The organism is Bifidobacterium sp. W8103 (genome assembly GCF_016100775.1).
Lineage (GTDB): Bacteria > Actinomycetota > Actinomycetes > Actinomycetales > Bifidobacteriaceae > Bombiscardovia > Bombiscardovia choladohabitans.
The window spans coordinates 299,412-316,562 of the sequence record NZ_JACFRV010000002.1 but is presented as its reverse complement, the minus strand read 5'-3'; the positions used below and the strand labels follow the sequence as shown (position 1 = coordinate 316,562).

The following is a 17,151-nucleotide window of genomic DNA, read 5'->3' as shown; positions in this document are numbered from 1 at the left end:
TCGACACGCCAAGTTGTCGGATACGAGAGTTCTGACTATAGTATGGTAATTGTGTTCAGCGAGAGTTGAACGGGACATTCCCGCATAGCTCAGTTGGCAGAGCGTTCGACTGTTAATCGAAATGTCGCTGGTTCAAGCCCAGCTGCGGGAGCTCTCAACCGCCGGTCTTCCGGCGGTTTTCTTTATCTGCCAGGTTTCTTTGCATTGTGCAATCTGCCAAGCAAACGCCCCCCCCCCCCTCCACCTATCTCGAATGCTCCCGGTTGTTGCAAATATGGGTGTCGGGATGCTCAACCGACTGAATTGATGAGATGTTTCCTGGCTCAAGGACTGATGCTGCCGGCTTGTTTTGAATATTCTCATCTCTCGTGTGAGGTGATTATGTAGCCTGTCGTTGGATACTGGGACAAGCATATTTGTGATTGCTCTGTGCCGCATGGGGCGACAGACGGGTGGCTCGCCGAATTCACAACGTTGTACTATTCAGATGTTCCATAGTTTCAACATGGACGAGAATCATGGATGATACAGTCAGAACGAAGGAGTCGGACAGTGACGCAAGGGCAGCAGAATCACAGGGGCAGGGCACAGTTCAGGGTGGATGAGGAGCAGGAGTCCACGCCCATTGACGATCGCCTCTTCGGATCCTTCGTGGAGCACCTGGGCAGGGGAATCTACTCGGGCATCTATGAGCCGGGTCATCCGACAGCAGACGAACAGGGTTTTCGCCGGGATGTCATGGATCTGGTCAAGGAACTGGGCGTGACCACCATCCGATATCCGGGCGGCAACTTCGTCTCGGGTTATCGTTGGGAGGATGGCGTGGGACCGCGCGAAAGCCGTCCCCGTCGTCTCGACCTGGCCTGGCACTCCGGCGAAAGCAACGAGTTCGGCCTGCACGAGATGCGCGACTGGCTGGACAAGCTGGGCGGCAACGAGCTCATGGAGGCCGTCAACCTGGGCACCAGGGGCATGCAGGAGGCCCTGGACCTGCTCGAATACTGCAATGTCCCCTCGGGCACCGAGCTGTCGGAACGCCGTCGTGCCAACGGCCATGATCGCCCCTTCAACATCAGGATGTGGTGCCTGGGCAACGAGATGGACGGCGACTGGCAGATCGGTCACAAGAGTGCTGAGGAATACGCCGATCTGGCCAACCGGACGGCTGTGGCCATGCGGATGATCGACCCGGACTTGGATTTGGTTGTCTGCGGATCCTCATCGCACACCATGCCCACCTTCGGCCTCTGGGAGCGCACCGTGCTGGAGCGCTGCTTCGACAATGTGAACTTCCTCTCATGCCATGCCTATTACGCGCCCAAGGATGGGGACATGGCCAGCTTCCTGGCTTCAGGCGTGGACATGGACGGTTTCATCACCGACGTGGCGGCCACCATCGCCGCCTCGCGTGCCCGGCTGGGCAGTGATCATCAGGTTTTCATCTCCTTCGACGAGTGGAATGTCTGGTACCAGGATGCTGAGGCCAGCAGATCGCCCGAAGGCATCGGCAATTGGCCCGTAGGCGCGCCGCTCCTGGAGGATGTCTATTCGGCGGCGGATGCCGTGGTGGTGGGCGACCTGCTGATCACCCTGCTCAGGCATGCCGACGTCGTTCATGCGGCCAGCCTGGCCCAGCTGGTCAACGTCATTGCCCCCATCATGACCGAGCCCGGCGGCCCGGCCTGGAGACAGACCATTTTCTACCCCTTCGCCCTGACCGCCCGTTATGCGCGGGGCGCCAGCGTGCTCAAGAGCCTGCAGAGCGGCGACACCTATGAGACATCCCGCTATGGCCAGGTGCCGATGACCGATTCAGTGGCCGTCAGAGGTGCCGATGGCTCCCTCAGCATTTTCGCGGTCAACCGCAGCCTTGACCGTTCTGTTGATTTCAGCATCGCCCTGCCCGAGCAGGATCGACATCGGCAGGCCACGGTCAGTACCCTGCACGAGGACGACCCCTCGGCACGCAACACGCTTGAAGACCAGGAACGAGTCGTCATGCATGCCCGGAAAGACTTCAGGATGGATGGGGACACCTTGGACCTTCAACTGCCTCCCGTCTCCTGGACGGTCATACATCTGGCTTAAACAGGCCGCCAAAGGCATCTAGGTTGGGGAACCCATAGGGGATTTTCGATTACGGTGCCTTTACGGTCCATGTGGATGTGGACGATCACATATTCGACCACATGCCTCCTTCCGGTTCACGTGGCTTTGGCATTCAATCCATCATGATGGTGGACGCTCAATCGGGCGTCCACGTTGACGGAATGAAGGTGCGACCATGGCCTGTGCGCGTGACCATAAGAACAAGGGCATCAGGCGGGTTACCGGCCGGATGCCCATCATGCCTTCCGGCTGTCGGCCCCCCTGGTTTCCCGGGACCCTGCTGGTGTTGATACTGGCACTGGTCCTGTCGGCTGCGGGGCCTACGGCAACCGTCACGGCTCAGCCTGCGCCGATCCTGCCTTCGGCTGCAGCTCCGGCGCAGAAGGGTCGAGTTGCCTCGTCGACCACAGCCTGTCGCCGGGGTTGGCTGTGGCCCCTTGAACCTCTGCCTGGCGGTAAGACCGCACCGCAGGTTATGAGTCCCTTTGATCCTCCGGATCGTCCATGGCTGAGCGGTCATCGCGGGATGGATTTGGCGGCGGAGCAAGGCAGCAGTATCCGTGCACCGGCAGACGGTGTCATCGACTTTGCAGGCTCCGTAGCGGGCAAGGACGTGGTCTCCATACGTCACGGCGACCTGGTCTCCACCTATGAACCTGCACAGAGCTCTCTGCCGGTAGGGACCCGGCTGCAGACCGGTACAGTCTGGGGAAGGGTGCAGGGAGCCTCCGACCACTGTGCCCAGGAGTGTCTGCACTGGGGCCTGAAAGACGGTCAAGGCCGTTATCTGGATCCCGGTGCCAGGGTCGGATGGCATCGCATTCGTCTCAAGCCCCTGTAGGAATGTGGGTTTCGCTTGCAGGACTCGCGCGTTTGCAGACCGGGTATATCGCCAGCCCGGGGGAGCGGTTAGAATCGTTATGCATAACGCCGTTTCAGCAGGGAGTGGTCATGCAGAACATGCAGCAAGAATTCACGCGTCCGCTTGAGGAGCCGATAGATGCTGATGCAAGCGTCTTTTCCCTGCTCGAAGACAGGGTGGAGCGCCTGGGGGACAGTCCCTTGATCGAATACCGAAGCGGACGTGAGTGGAGCACCATCACGGCCCGTGAGTTCCGGGACCGTGTTGTCGCGCTGGCCAAGGGGCTTATGGCCCGGGGTGTCGGGCGTGGCGATTCGGTGGCCATCCTCTCGCACACCCGATGGGAGTGGACTGCCCTGGACATGGCCATCCTGGCCATTGGAGCGGTGACGGTGCCGGTCTACGAGACAGACTCGCCCGATCAGATCCGGCGCATCTTCAACGACTCCCATGTGGGCATGGCCTTTCTGGAGGATGACGACATGAGGGCCCGGGTGGATGCGGTTCGTTCCCAGTGCGCCTATCTGAACGACCTGTATGTGATTACCAGGGGAGCGCTGACCACCATGACCGCCTACGGACGGGCGGTGGACCAGGCGGACTTCCAAGCCCGGGCCGACTCGGTACATGGGTCCGACCTGGCCACCATCGTCTACACATCAGGCTCCACGGGCAAGCCCAAGGGCATAGAGCTCAGCCACAGCAACATCGTCTTCACAGTGCGGTCGGGCGCTCAGGCAGTCCCTGACATCTGCCTTGGTGAGGGCAGACGGCTTCTGCTCTGCCTGCCCCTGGCCCACGCCTTCGCCCGTTGCCTGCAGTTCTTCGCCATCGCTACGGATCTCACCTTGGGGCTAACCGGGTCCATCCGCAGTCTGCTCCAGGACATGCAGACCTTCAAACCTACGTTCATCCTGGCTGTGCCCCGAATCTTCGAGAAGATCTATAACGCCGCCTCCCAGCGGGCCGGCACCGGTGCCAGGGGCAGAATTTTCCTGGATGCCGCAGGAGTGGCCAGGCAGTGGTCCCGTCATCAGCAGACCGGCAGCCGGGTTCCCATGTCGCTGAAGACCAAGCACCTCATGTATACGGGCACCGTCTACGATCCCATCCTGGAGGCACTGGGCGGCCGGGTCAAGTATGCCATTTCGGGCGGAGCCCCCCTGGACAGGGACATTGCGGACTTCTTCAACGGCATAGGCCTGCCCCTGCTGGAGGGCTACGGCATGACCGAGACCATGGGTCCGGTGACGGTCAACCCCACCAAGGGCTACCGGCTGGGCACCATCGGCCTGCCCATGCCCGGCATCACCGTGGGCATCGATCAGGAGGGCCAGCTATGCGTCAAGGGCCCCGACGTCTGCATGGGCTACCACAACCATCCCGAAATCACCACCAGGCAGATTCGCGACGGCTGGCTGCTGACCGGCGATCTGGGCAGTCTGGACGATGATGGGTTCGTTCGGCTGACCGGCCGACGCAAGGAAATCATCATCACTGCCGGTGGCAAGAACATCTCGCCGGCGCTGCTGGAGACGGCTGTCGAACGTTCGCCCATCATCAGCCACTGCATGGTCATCGGGGACCGCAGGCCATTCATCTCGGCCCTGATCACCCTCAATCCCGATCAGGTCGACCGCTGGCTGCGGGACCAGGGCGCCGAGCCCCTGAAAGATGCAGCTGCAGCTGGGGAGAACCCCATCATCCGCACCGAGGTCGACCGTGCCGTGGACGCGGCCAACGCTCAGGTATCCCGGGCCGAGGGCATCCGTCGCTATCTGATTCTGGACCAGGACTTCACTCGTGAAAACGGATTGCTGACCGCATCATACAAGCCCCGCCGTCAGGAGGTTCTCAAGCGGTATGAGGACCGGATCGAGCAGGAGATCTATGCTCAGAGACCCGCGTCGGCTGGCTTGATGTAGCCTGTATCGATCAGCGCCGCTTTGAGGTTGGAGGCCGAGACCGCGACCAGGGGTCTTGATAGGCGACGCAACTGTTTGCCGTTCTGGTCGATGGTCTGGACCGTATCCATGGCCGGCACTTTGCCTTGGCTGTTGAGGCCGACGCAGGCCTTGGCGATATCAGCTGCGATCCCCAGCCTGTCCTCCAGACCGGTCATCCACTGACGTCCGTCAACGATTTGAGGGATGTTGTCTACGTAGGCGCCATATCCGCTGATTATGGGCCAGGCAGGGTGGTCGTCCGAGGGCGTGGAACCTTCGGTCTTGCCCGTGGTCTGCTGTGAAGGATCCGCATCCGACCCCGTCGGATTCTGGGTTGCAGGGCTCTGGGCGGGTTTGGGCACCCGCTGCCGATGCAGATCCTGGCGGCCGGCCATGGATCCGACAATGCCTGATATGGAGATCTCCGGGTTGACGTCCGCTGACGTACCCCGATAACCCAGATCCCCGAGCTCGGAGACCACACCGGAAACAATGAAGTCGTTCATGGCCAGAATGCCGTCCACCTCGGTATGGGTCTTGGTGTCATCGTTCATGGACAGGCGGGTCGCCAGCTCTTTGCCTGTAGCTGAGGCATCCTTGCCTGGGTCAAAGGCGACCGCCTGCCAGTCCTTCTCGGTGCTGTCCGCCTTCAGACGCCCTGAGGGGCTGACAGCCCGCCCATCCTTGAAGTAGGGACCCAGCACCTGCCAGATTCCGACGAAGGCCTGTGCGGGGAAAGAACTCTGCTCATCCTGTTCCTCATGTCGTTCCTGATCGGCCTGGCCGGTTTCAGCATCCTCGTCAGCAGAGGATGTATCCGAGGATGACGCATCAGAGGAGGATGTCTCGGCTGTGCGGTTGGGCAGCAGAACCTCGATGCGGCAGGGGTTGTTCTTGCTGGCCTTGTCCAGCTCCAGCTTGCTGGCCAACTTGTTCGCCTGCATCTGCCCAATGGCCCGAGCATCGGACAACTGCACGAACAGATCCGGGTGAATGCCCGGCACCTGATTGGCCAGCAGCACCACATGCATGCCCGCGCCCGCAGCAAGGCGCAGAGACGAGACCAGGCGTGCGCTCGCCTTGTCTTCGGCATCGGCATCCAGCGACTTGCTGATGTAGTCGCCATACTGGCGGGTAATGGAGTCTGGCGAGGTCATGGGTGCCACCACCAGTGTGGTCGGTTCTGAGGTCTTCCCGGCCTTGCGCTCCGAAAGGCGGTTGACCACATAATCCTGCAGTTCCTTGCTTTGGTCCTCCAGATTCCCGCTGGTGTAGGCATCGATGCGCTTACCGGAAAGATGCTCCTTGGTCAGTGCCGCCTTGAGCTCTGGAACCAGGGCGGCCCACTTGTTGATGGGCGTGTGCTGGGACAGGGTGATGCCGTCAGAGGGAGTGAAAATGGCCACCCGACCGGGCACTTCGGCAGCTGTCGTGGAGGTCGCCGGGCTCTGCGGGGCGCTCGGGTATTGTTTCCCCCCGCCCATGGCCGGATCGCAGGCGCCTGCCGATGCCACCATGACCAGGCATGCCAGCAGGGCCAGCAAGCCGGACAGATGCCGTGCAAAGCCGGTCTTCTTCACATTCGCTCCTTCGTTCCGACAGAGCCCGACTCTGGCCGGGTCCCGAGCAACCATTGTATGGGCTCTCGGGCAGGAGCGTATGGAGTCTCCCCGCTTTTGCGCACAAGCTTCTCGCCAAGTGGCAGACGGTCAAGGCCGAACCGGACAGATCAGCGGCCTGTTCTGGCCAGGGAATGATACCCTGTCCAATCGGTTAGTCCGCCTTGTGTTCTGTGGCCTCTGTCGCAGCTGAAGCCATATGCGCGGCAAGGGCCTGATCCAGGGCATCCATGAACCCTTCGGTGTCGAGCCAGGGCTGGTCAGGACCGACCAGGCTGGCCAGATCCTTGGTCATGCGGCCGGAGCGCACGGTCTCGATGACCACTGACTCCAGGGTTTGTGCGAACTGGGCCACCTTGGGCGTATCATCCAGCCGCGCCCGCTGTTTGAGTCCGCCGGTCCAGGCGAAAATGGAGGCGATCGGGTTGGTGGAGGTGGTTTCCCCCTTGAGCCAACGCCGGTAATGCCTGGTCACGGTCCCATGGGCGGCCTCGGCCTCCACCGTCTGCCCGTCGGCCGTCATCAACATGGAGGTCATGAGGCCAAGGGACCCGAACCCTTGAGCTATCGCATCGGACTGGACATCGCCGTCGTAGTTCTTGCAGGCCCAGACATAGCCGCCCTGCCACTTGAGCGAGGAGGCCACCATGTCATCGATCAGCCGATGCTGGTAGGTCAGCCCCTCCTGCTCGAACCGGCTCCGGTACTCCTGCTCGTAGACCTGGGCGAAGATATCCTTGAACCGGCCGTCGTAGGCCTTGAGGATGGTGTTCTTGGTGCTCAGGTAGACCGGGTAGCGCCTTTGCAGGGCATAGTTGAAGCAGGAGCGTGCAAAGTCGCGGATGGAGTCGTCAAGGTTGAACTGCACCTGGGCCACGCCCGGACCCGGGTAGACGGTCACTTCCCGGGTCACCGGGGCGCTCCCGTCCTCGGGGGTGAAGGTGACGCTCAGTTTTCCCGGCCCGGGCACGGTGAAATCAGTGGCCTGGTATTGGTCGCCAAAGGCATGGCGGGCCACCACGATGGGCTTGGACCATCCGGGAACCAGCCGGGGGATGTTGTCGATGACGATGGGCTCGCGGAAGATGGTTCCGCCAAGAATGTTGCGGATGGTGCCGTTGGGCGACTTCCACATGCGCTTGAGACCGAATTCCTTCACACGGGCCTCGTCCGGGGTTATGGTGGCGCACTTGACGCCCACATGCTCGCGCTGAATGGCCTGGGCCGCCTGCACGGTTATCTTGTCGTCGGTGGCGTTCCTGTTGCGGATGCCCAGATCGTAATAGTCCAGGTCCACATCCAGATAGGGCAGAATCAGCCGTTCCTTGATCATTTTCCAGATGACCCGGGTCATCTCGTCACCGTCGAGCTCGACGATGCGTCCCTTCACGGCGATCTTCTCCATGGCGGCCTCCTAACAGTGGGCGGGTCGGGGGCCGGATCCTGCTCCCGGTGCCGCAGTTGCGCTCGCGAACAGTTCTATCCCAAGTTTGTTACTCTCTGTTCCCTGGCTCGTAACCCGTTCGTAGCAAGCCGGAGCGTCATCATGAGGCGCTAGGCTGGCAGACATGACACAGGAAATCGAAATCGGTCTCGGCAAGAAGGCTACGGTGGCCTACACGCTCGATGATGTCTCCATACTCCCATCAAGAAGGACCAGGGATCCCCAGGATGTCTCCACGGCCTGGCAGGTGGATGCCTACGAGTTCGACCTGCCACTGCTGGCGGCGCCCATGGATTCGGTGACCAGCCCCGAGACGGCCATCGCCCTGGGACGGTTGGGCGGACTGGGCGTGCTCGATCTGGAGGGACTGTGGACCCGATACGAGGACCCGCGTCCCCAGCTGGATCGGATAGCCCATGCCTCGCCGGAGCAGGCGACCGGGGTCATTCAGGAGGCCTACCGGGAACCGGTCAAGGCGGAGCTGATCACCCGCCGTCTGCAGGAGATTCGCAAGGCCGGGGTCACGGTGGCCGGGGCCCTGTCGCCCCAGCGCACCCAGGAGTTCTACACGACGGTGGTCGATGCAGGCGTGGATCTGTTCGTGATCCGCGGCACGGCGGTATCGGCCGAGCATGTCTCCACCAGCCACGAGCCCTTGGATTTGAAGAAGTTCATCTATGACCTGGACGTTCCGGTCATCGTCGGCGGGGCCGCCACCTACCAGGCTGCCCTGCATTTGATGCGCACGGGTGCCGCCGGGGTGCTGGTCGGGTTCGGCGGGGGAGCCTCCTCTACCGACTCCGCCACCATTGGAATTCAGGCTCCTATGGCCACGGCCATCTCGGATGTGGCGGAGGCGCGTCGTGACTACCTGGACGAATCCGGCGGCCGCTACGTTCAGGTCATCGCCGACGGGGAGACCGGCACCTCGGGGTCCTTTGTCAAGGCCTTGGCCATGGGGGCCGACGCGGTCATGCTGGGCACGCCCCTGGCCAAGGCCACGGAGGCTCCCGGTCAGGGCATGCACTGGGGGGCCGAGGCCCATCACCCTGAGCTGCCCAGGGGTCGCAGGGTCCAGGTCGGCCAGGTGGGGAGTCTGGAGCGCATACTCTTCGGACCCAGTGATCGCACCGATGGCAGCCTGAACCTGATCGGGGCCCTGCGCCGGGCCATGGCCTCCACCGGCTACGTGGATGTCAAGAACTTCCAGAAGTGCCGCGTGGCAGTGACTCCCGCCCCTCGCTGCTGAGCAGGTATTTATCCACAATCCGTATCAAGGCCGGTTCAGGTTGACCACATTCCTGAACCGGCCTTTACATTGCCTCAGGGCATTCTTACTCTGGACGTAATCGCTGTCGTTGCGTCGGTCACCCAGTGCACCTCGCCGGCATGAGAGGGGGAAGCAAACAAGCACATCGAAGTGCGAGGGGAGAAGTATGACGGAGTATATGGATCTGGCGCCGACCTGGGATGGGGATCGTGCAATCAGGGACTCGGCAGGACAGGACGTCGGCGGCTGGTGGCCGTCCACCTGCGTTCAGGTGCCGCTGGGACTTGGGGGCATCAACCTGACAGTGCGAACCGTCAACTTCGTTCGACCGGCGGATGCGGCCGGGCATGAGGGTCTGACGGGGGATCTCAAGCGAATTCTGGTCAACCTGTGCGCCCTGGCATCCAGGGTCTTTGATGTGCTGCGGGGTCGTCTACCGATGAAGGGCCTGGACCGTGTGCTCAACCGCGTCTGCATGGAACGGCTGGCTATGCTGGCCCGGCTTATGCGTGATCGGCATCTGGGCATGGTCCGCACGTCGGATCATGTCGGCCTGGCCTATCTGCCGCTGGTTCCTAAACTGGTCGAGCTCTACCGGGTGGACTGCGACCGTTACGAAACCACCATCGGATTCCTGGTCGGCGAGCGCACGGTGCTGGCCAACCTGATCGTCGCCAGAAGCGGTTCGCGCTGGCTCTGTGTGCGCTTCGACATGGGCTAGGCGTCGGCTTTGGCGGGTTGACCCATATGATGGTGGGTATGTTGCGTGAATATACGGTCGAGCTTCAACACCCGACGACGGACAAGGACACCATCTATTCACTCCTGGCAAAACGCACCGCCCGCGACCCTGAGGAGCTGGTTGCCCAGTGGCAGGATCCCATGACCAGAAACTGGCATGATGTCAAGGCCGGGCAGATGTCCGCACGGGTTCGCGCCGTGGCCAAGGGCATGATGGCCTTGGGCGTGGAAAAGGGCAGCACCGTGGTCATCTATGCCTCCACCAGCTATGACTGGGGGGTCACGGACTTCGCCTGCGCCGCCATCGGGGCGGTCTCGGTGCCCATCTACGAGACCGACTCGCCCAGCCAGGCCCAGAAGATCGTTCAGGATGTGGATTGCGTCCTGGCCTTCGCCGGCGACTCGGAGCATGCGCAGATCCTGGAGCAGGTCCGGGGATCCTCGCCCAAGCTCAAGTATGTCTTCAACTTCGAGGCCGGGGGCCTGAACGCAGTCAGCGAATTCGGCCAGGGGATCGACGACGAGCGCCTGGACCAGGCCATCGCCCAGGTCAAGGCCGACGATCTGGCCACCATCGTCTACACTTCGGGGTCCACCGGTGAGCCCAAGGGCGCTATGCTCTCCAACCGGAATTTCGTCCACATCGTCTTCGTGGGCTGGGATGTGCTCTACCACATGCTGGCAGCGCCCTCCCGCCTGATGCTCTTCCTGCCCCTGGCGCATTGCTTCGCCCGCTACATCCAGTACGTGGCCATCGGTGCTCAAGGTGTGGTCGGATACGTCTCCAACGCCAAGCACCTGCTGACCGACCTGCGCACCTTCCGGCCCACCTATCTGCTGGGCGTGCCCCGTGTCTTCGAGAAGGTCTACAACGCCGCCTCTCAGAAGGCGGGCACAGGTCTGGCCGGCAAGGTCTTCGCCAAGGCCACCAGGCACTTCATCAAATGGTCCAAGGATGAGCAGGAGGGGCGCGGTCACTCGCCGCTGACCCGCCTGGCCCATGCCTTCTACACCAAGACCGTCGGCAACACAATCGAGTCCGCCCTGGGCTCCAACCTGAGCTACCTGGCCTGCGGCGGCGCGCCCATGAACGCCGACCTGGCCCACTTCTTCAACGGAATCGACGGGATCACCTTCATCCAGGGCTACGGGATGACCGAGACGGCAGCCCCCTGCATCGTCAACTTCGAGGATGCCAACGAGGTGGGGTCGGTCGGCCGACCAGGCTCGGGCATCACGGTCAGGCTGAGCGACGATGACGAGCTTCTGGTCAAGGGTCCCAGCGTCTTCATGGGCTACTACCACCAGCCCGAGCTGGATTCCACCGTCCTCGATAAGGACGGCTGGCTACACACCGGTGATCTGGCCCAGATCGACGATCAGGGCTTCGTCTTCATCACCGGCCGCAAGAAGGACGTCATCATCACCGCCGGTGGCAAGAACGTCAGTCCGGCTCCCCTGGAGGATGTCATCAGCACCTGCCCGATTGTCTCCCAGGCCGTGGTCGTGGGCGACGGCAGGCCCTTCGTCGGTGCCCTGGTCACCCTGGATGCCGGTATGCTCAAGTCCTGGCTGACCTCCCAGGGTCTGGACGCTGACATGAGCATGGAGCAGGCCAGCCGTAACGATGCCATCCATGCCTTCATCCAGCAGTATGTGGACAAGGCCAACTGCAACGTCTCGCGTGCCGAGTCGGTGCGCAAGTTCCTGGTGCTGGACAAGGATTTCAGCCAGGAGGACGGCACCCTGACCCCCAGTCTGAAGGTCGTGCGCCCCGAGGTGCTCCGCCAGTACGCCGAACTCGTGGACAAGGTCCTCTATGCGCCCAGGACGCCGGCCAAGCCCGCCGCCAAGGAGAACGACATCGTCAGCAGGGCACGGACCACCATGAGTGATTCCCTGGCCAGCATGACCGGACGCAAGCGTGATGGCCGCCAGGAGGAGGAAGCGGCCCCAGAGGACGAGAAGGACGGCCGCGACGGCCGGGATGACGAGGAGTAAGCAGTGGCGATTCGTACAATCAGAGTGGTTCCCGATCCGGTTTTGCGCACTCCCTGCGATCCTGTGACCAGCATCACCCCGGCTGTGCGCAGTCTGGTGCGTGATCTGGTGGACACTGTCGACGATCCCGGCAGGGCAGGCCTGTCGGCCAACCAGATCGGCGTGGGCCTGCGCGTCTTCTCGTACAATATTGGCGGCAAGGTGGGCTACATCATCAATCCGGTCATCGACAAGACCTCAGGCGAGCAGTATGGCGAAGAGGGATGCCTGTCCCTGCCCAACCTCTGGTATCCGACCAGGCGGGCCGATTACGCCCGGGCCCACGGCATCGATCTGGATGGCAAGACGGTGACCCTCGAAGGCCATGGCATCATGGGACGGATGATCCAGCACGAGTGCGATCATCTGGACGGCCATGTCTATGTGGATCGGCTGGAGAGCGACGTCCGCCGCAAGGCCATGCAGCAGCTGAGATCAGCCAGGTAGGCAGAGGGTGAACATGATACCCGAGGTCATTGGCCTCGGGTATCATGGTAATTCGGCGTGTCATTGCGCAGGTCCGCTGTCACGGGTGGGCAGGCGCGCCAAAAGTATTCCCGAACACACGCCGCGAATTCGCGCCATGTCCGCGACGTCCTGTGTCGGTCGGCTCCCCGGAGTTGCACGCAGGTGCACATGGCCAGGCAATAACCGACAATGAAAGGTACGGACATGGCACAGATCACCATGAGCGAAATGCTGAAGGCCGGCGTCCACTTCGGACATCAGACCCGTCGTTGGAACCCCAAGATGAAGCAGTACATCCTGATGGAGCGCAACGGCATCCACATCATCAACCTCTTCAAGTCGCTCGGTCTGATTGACCAGGCCTATGACTTCATCAAGCAGACCGTGGCCCACAACGGCACCGTGCTCTTCGTGGGGACCAAGAAGCAGGCCCAGGAGGCCATCAAGGCCCAGGCCACCCGGGTGAACATGCCCTACGTCTCCGAGCGCTGGCTGGGCGGCATGCTGACCAACTTCCAGACCGTGACCAAGCGGGTCGGCCGCTTGAAGGAGCTGGAGGAGATGGACTTCGACGACGTGCACGGCTCGGGGCTGACCAAGAAGGAGCTCCTGCTCCTGCGGCGCGAGAAGGACAAGCTGGAGCGTCAGCTGGGCGGCATCCGCAACATGAGCCGCACCCCTTCGGCCCTGTTCGTGGTCGACATCAACAAGGAGGCCCTGGCGGTCTCCGAGGCCAATAAGCTGGGCATCCCGGTCGTGGCCCTGGTGGACACCAACACGGATCCTGAGCTCGTCACCTACCCCATTCCCGCCAACGACGATGCCATTCGCGGCGTCGAGCTGCTGACCAGGCTCATGGCTGATGCCGTGGCCGACGGTCTGCTGGAGCGCTCCGGCAAGGCCGCCAAGACCGAGGAAGCCTCCGACCAGCCCATGGCCGAGTGGGAGAAGAACCTGCTGGAGAACAAGGACGGACAGCCGCAGGAGCAGGCCCAGGATGCCGCCCAGGCTTCCCAGGCCGGGCAGCCTGCGCAAGAGCAGCAGGAGACCCCCGCTGCCGATCAGGCCGCCTGAATCTGGCGTCTAGATAGGAGAGTTTCATGGCAAAAATCACCGCTGCACTGATCAAGGAGCTGCGTGATCAGACCGGCGCCGGCATGATGGACGTCAAGAAGGCCCTGACCGAGGCCGAGGGCGACATGGCCCGCGCCAAGGAGATCATCCGCGCCACCGGCATCCAGGCCGCAGGCGCCCGCGAGGGCCGCAAGGCTCAGGAGGGCCTGATCGCCTCCACCGTCGTCGAGGGCGGACAGGGCCAGATCGGCTATGCCGTCGAGCTCAACTCCGAGACCGACTTCGTGGCCAAGACCCCTCAGTTCATAGAGTTCGGCAAGGAGGTCATCGACGACGTGGCCAAGGCTGATGCCTCCAACGCCGAGCAGGTCGATGCCGCTCCGTCCAAGTCCGGTACCGTCAAGGAGACTGTGGAGGAGGCCGGCGCGCTCTTCCATGAGCACGTCAAGGTCGGCCAGGTGGCCCGGGTCGAAGGTCCCCGTGTGGAGATCTACGCCCACCGCAAGTCCGTGGAGATGCCCCCCTCCATCGTGGCCATGATCGCCACTGATGAGGCCGGCGCCCAGGTGGCCCATGAGGTGGCCCTGCAGATCTCCGCCATGAGCCCCAAGTGGCTCAGCCGCGAGGATGTGCCCGCCGACGTGGTGGAGTCCGAGCGTCGTGTGGCCACCGAGAAGTCCCAGGCCGAAGGCAAGCCCGAGAAGATCATTCCCAAGATCGTCGAGGGGCGTCTGAACGCCTTCTTCAAGGAGACCGTCCTGCTGGAGCAGCAGTACGTCAAGGACACCTCCAAGACCATTGGCGACCTCTTCAAGCAGGCTGGCGGCAAGGCTCTGGCCTTCGCCCGTCTCGAGGTCGGCAAGGGCGACGAGGAGTAGTCGGTAGTCCGGCAATGTCGTGGGTCGTCTCGCCCGATCCTGTCTGAGGGATGGGCAGACGGCCGGCACTGATGGCAGGGGAGTGGCCTTCGTGGTCGCTCCCCTTCCTTTGTCCTGGGTCAATTCCCAGGGCCTGCTCAGGTAGGGGTTGTCGCCCAGCCTCGATACTCTGGTTGGCGGCGTACTCCGCCCGTCATCATGTTTGAAGAAAGGGCATTTATGACCGGATCCGATTCAGCACAAAACCCAGCATCGCCTCGTCGTGTGCTGCTCAAGCTCTCCGGAGAGGCCTTCGGGGGAGGCGAGGTCGGCATCGACGTGCAGGTGGTCAAGCGCGTGGCCAAGGAGATCGTCCAGGCGGTGCAGAGCGGCGTGCAGGTCGCCATCGTGGTTGGCGGAGGCAACTTCTTCCGCGGAGCCGAGCTCAGCCAGGCCGGAATCGAGCGTTCGCGCGGCGACTACATGGGCATGCTGGGCACGGTCATGAACTGCCTGGCCCTGCAGGACTTCCTGGAGCAGGACGGTCAGGCCACCAGGGTGCAGACAGCAATCACCATGGGCCAGGTGGCCGAGCCCTACATCCCGCTCAAGGCCATCCGCCACCTGGAGAAGGGGCGTGTGGTCATCTTCGGTGCAGGATCAGGCATGCCTTACTTCTCCACTGACACGGTCTCCATCCAGCGGGCCTTGGAGATTCATTGTGTCGAGGTCCTGATGGGCAAGAACGGTGTGGACGGCGTGTACACGGCTGATCCGCACAAGCAGGCTTCTGCGCGCATGTTCACCAACCTGAGCTACCAGCGGGCCCTGGTCGACAATCTGGCCGTCATGGATGCGGCAGCCCTGTCCATGGCCCGTGACAACGACATGCCCATTCGAGTCTTCGGACTGGAGGGTGAAGGCAACGTGACCGGAGCGCTCAAAGGCCGGCGCCTGGGCACCCTGGTCCACGGCGGTCCCGATCGCACCCTGTGACCGGCAGCGGGCACACCCCGTGCCGCTTGGCCCCTGTGGCCCCATGGCCGTAGAGTATAAGAATGACGGACCTCGCGCGCACAGGCGGATGGTCCATACAGCAAGGAGCAGATCATGACCACAGTGGTGGACCAGGCCGGAAGGCAGATGGACAAGAGCATCGAGGCGACCAAGGAGAACTTCTCGGGGATCAGGACCGGGCGTGCCAACCCCTCCTTCCTCAACGACATCATGGTGGAGTATTACGGCACACCCACACCCATCAAGTCCTTGGCATCCATCGGCGTCCCAGAGCCCCGCACCCTGGCTGTCACCCCCTTCGATCCCTCACAGGCAGGCGCAGTCGAGAAGGCCATCCGCGACTCGGACTTGGGCGTCAACCCCAGCCGTGACGGCAACGTCATCAGGGTCACGATGCCCGAGCTGACCGAGGAGCGCCGCCGGGACTACGTCAAGCTGGCCAAGAACAAGGCCGAGGAGGGCAAGGTGGCCGTCCGCAACATCCGGCGCAAGGTCAAGGAGGAGCTGGAGGCCAAGGTCAAGGATGGCGACCTGGGCGAGGACGAGGGCAACCGGCTGCAGAAGGAGCTGGAGACCGTCACCAAGCAGAAGAACGACACGATCGACCAGCTCCTGGATGCCAAGGAGAAGGAGATCCTCGAGGTCTGATCCCGCCTCGGGAGGATCCACACTTCATGAGTACTAAGGAAAGCTCAGCCGAGAAGGCAGGTCAGGATGCCGTCGCAACCCTGAACAAACGAACTGGACGCAACATGCCGCAGGCGGTGGCCACCGGCGCGCTTCTGGTGGTCATCATCCTGGCCTGCATCCTGGTGCGCATCGACGCATTCATCTACCTGATCGTGATCTTCATGACCCTGGGGCTCTGGGAGCTCAGGGTGGACTTTGCCACGGCGGGCCTGCATATACCGGTGGTCGAGCTCTGGATCTGTTCGGCGGTCACCATGCTGGCCTCCTTCTACGCGCCTGACCATGTGGCGGTAATGACCGCTGGAGTTCTGGTCACCGCCCTGGTCGGGGCTCTTGCGGCCACGCGCAACCATCGCCTGGGCGGTCGGCTGGTCAAAGCGGTGAACGCCAAGCTGTCGGGCAAGGACGCGCAGACCATGGCCGATGCATCCTACGGCACCGCAGAGGGGGAGCCCCGTTCAAGCAGCCTGGCCAATGTGGGCGTCACCCTCCTGACCGTTGTCTACATCACCCTCCTGGCCTGTCTGATAACCCTGCCCACCACCTTCGGCGGGCATCCTGCCGCACACGCCTTCATGGTGATTTTCCTGCCTGCCTTGAGCGATATCGGCGGACTGCTCTTCGGCTCGCTCTTCGGCAAGCACAAGATCTCGCCCCGCATCTCTCCCGGCAAGTCCCTGGAGGGGCTGGCAGGCTCCATGCTCTGCTGCCTGCTCGGCGCCCTGGTCATCTTTGCGGCTACCTATCCCATGGCGGATTGGGGACGGATCTGGTGGGTCGCCCTGCTCATGGGCATCATGGTCGGAGCCACAGGCACCCTCGGGGACCTGAGCGCATCCTTGATCAAACGAGATCTTGGGATAAAGGACATGGGCCACCTGCTCAAGGGTCACGGCGGGGTGCTGGACAGGGTGGATTCGATCCTCATGTCCGCACCGTTTATCACACTGGTCCTTTTGATCACCGGCCTGTGACCGGGATTGATGGTCGGATGACTGATACTGGATGAGGTAG

The 17,151-nt window shown here is 62.5% G+C and carries 14 protein-coding genes and 1 tRNA gene; 13 read left to right on the top strand and 2 right to left on the bottom strand.

Going from position 1 to position 17,151, the window contains the following annotated elements; all coding sequences use genetic code 11:
* The first annotated feature begins 78 nt into the window (after nucleotides 1-78).
* From H3U90_RS08125 to H3U90_RS08110, 4 genes are all read left to right on the top strand, one after another.
* A tRNA-Asn gene (locus tag H3U90_RS08125) sits at nucleotides 79-151 on the top strand.
* 401 nt (nucleotides 152-552) lie between these two features.
* Entirely contained in the window at nucleotides 553-2,088 is a 1,536-nt protein-coding gene (gene arfA, locus H3U90_RS08120) for an arabinosylfuranosidase ArfA (protein WP_415873750.1), read from the top strand.
* 196 nt (nucleotides 2,089-2,284) lie between these two features.
* Nucleotides 2,285-2,950, top strand: a complete 666-nt coding sequence (locus tag H3U90_RS08115; RefSeq protein ID WP_198177841.1) for a M23 family metallopeptidase — start codon at nucleotides 2,285-2,287, stop codon at nucleotides 2,948-2,950.
* Between the two features lie 119 nt (nucleotides 2,951-3,069).
* Entirely contained in the window at nucleotides 3,070-4,896 is a 1,827-nt protein-coding gene (locus H3U90_RS08110) for an AMP-dependent synthetase/ligase (RefSeq protein ID WP_198177872.1), read from the top strand.
* On the opposite strand, the gene H3U90_RS08105 is transcribed toward H3U90_RS08110, so the two are convergent.
* Complete coding sequence (locus H3U90_RS08105) at nucleotides 4,866-6,434, bottom strand: hypothetical protein (RefSeq protein ID WP_198177873.1); 1,569 nt, start codon at nucleotides 6,432-6,434, stop codon at nucleotides 4,866-4,868. The genes H3U90_RS08110 and H3U90_RS08105 overlap by 31 nt on opposite strands.
* 256 nt (nucleotides 6,435-6,690) lie before the next feature.
* A complete protein-coding gene (locus H3U90_RS08100; protein WP_198177840.1) occupies nucleotides 6,691-7,941 on the bottom strand; it encodes an NADP-dependent isocitrate dehydrogenase in 1,251 nt (416 codons plus the stop codon).
* Nucleotides 7,942-8,104: 163 nt separating this feature from the next.
* Between H3U90_RS08100 and H3U90_RS08095 the strand changes: the two genes are divergently transcribed.
* The 9 genes from H3U90_RS08095 to H3U90_RS08055 all read left to right on the top strand — a co-directional run bounded on the left by H3U90_RS08095 (nucleotide 8,105) and on the right by H3U90_RS08055 (nucleotide 17,111).
* Nucleotides 8,105-9,229 carry a GuaB3 family IMP dehydrogenase-related protein gene (locus H3U90_RS08095; protein ID WP_198177839.1) on the top strand — a complete coding sequence of 375 codons (1,125 nt, stop codon included), beginning with the start codon at nucleotides 8,105-8,107 and terminating at the stop codon, nucleotides 9,227-9,229.
* Between the two features lie 187 nt (nucleotides 9,230-9,416).
* Nucleotides 9,417-9,971 carry a hypothetical protein gene (locus H3U90_RS08090; RefSeq protein ID WP_198177838.1) on the top strand — a complete coding sequence of 185 codons (555 nt, stop codon included), beginning with the start codon at nucleotides 9,417-9,419 and terminating at the stop codon, nucleotides 9,969-9,971.
* Nucleotides 9,972-10,009: 38 nt separating this feature from the next.
* Nucleotides 10,010-11,992, top strand: a complete 1,983-nt coding sequence (locus tag H3U90_RS08085; protein WP_198177837.1) for an AMP-dependent synthetase/ligase — start codon at nucleotides 10,010-10,012, stop codon at nucleotides 11,990-11,992.
* 3 nt (nucleotides 11,993-11,995) lie between these two features.
* Entirely contained in the window at nucleotides 11,996-12,478 is a 483-nt protein-coding gene (locus H3U90_RS08080; protein WP_015021747.1) for a peptide deformylase, read from the top strand.
* A gap of 225 nt (nucleotides 12,479-12,703) precedes the next feature.
* Nucleotides 12,704-13,573 carry a 30S ribosomal protein S2 gene (gene rpsB / locus H3U90_RS08075; RefSeq protein ID WP_198177836.1) on the top strand — a complete coding sequence of 290 codons (870 nt, stop codon included), beginning with the start codon at nucleotides 12,704-12,706 and terminating at the stop codon, nucleotides 13,571-13,573.
* A gap of 26 nt (nucleotides 13,574-13,599) precedes the next feature.
* Nucleotides 13,600-14,451: a translation elongation factor Ts gene (gene tsf / locus H3U90_RS08070; protein ID WP_198177835.1), complete on the top strand. Its 852-nt coding sequence runs from the start codon at nucleotides 13,600-13,602 to the stop codon at nucleotides 14,449-14,451.
* Nucleotides 14,452-14,670: 219 nt separating this feature from the next.
* A complete protein-coding gene (gene pyrH, locus H3U90_RS08065) occupies nucleotides 14,671-15,426 on the top strand; it encodes a UMP kinase (protein WP_198177834.1) in 756 nt (251 codons plus the stop codon).
* A gap of 114 nt (nucleotides 15,427-15,540) precedes the next feature.
* Nucleotides 15,541-16,095, top strand: a complete 555-nt coding sequence (frr, locus tag H3U90_RS08060) for a ribosome recycling factor (protein ID WP_110412761.1) — start codon at nucleotides 15,541-15,543, stop codon at nucleotides 16,093-16,095.
* A gap of 26 nt (nucleotides 16,096-16,121) precedes the next feature.
* Entirely contained in the window at nucleotides 16,122-17,111 is a 990-nt protein-coding gene (locus tag H3U90_RS08055) for a phosphatidate cytidylyltransferase (protein WP_198177833.1), read from the top strand.
* The last annotated feature ends 40 nt before the right edge of the window (nucleotides 17,112-17,151 follow it).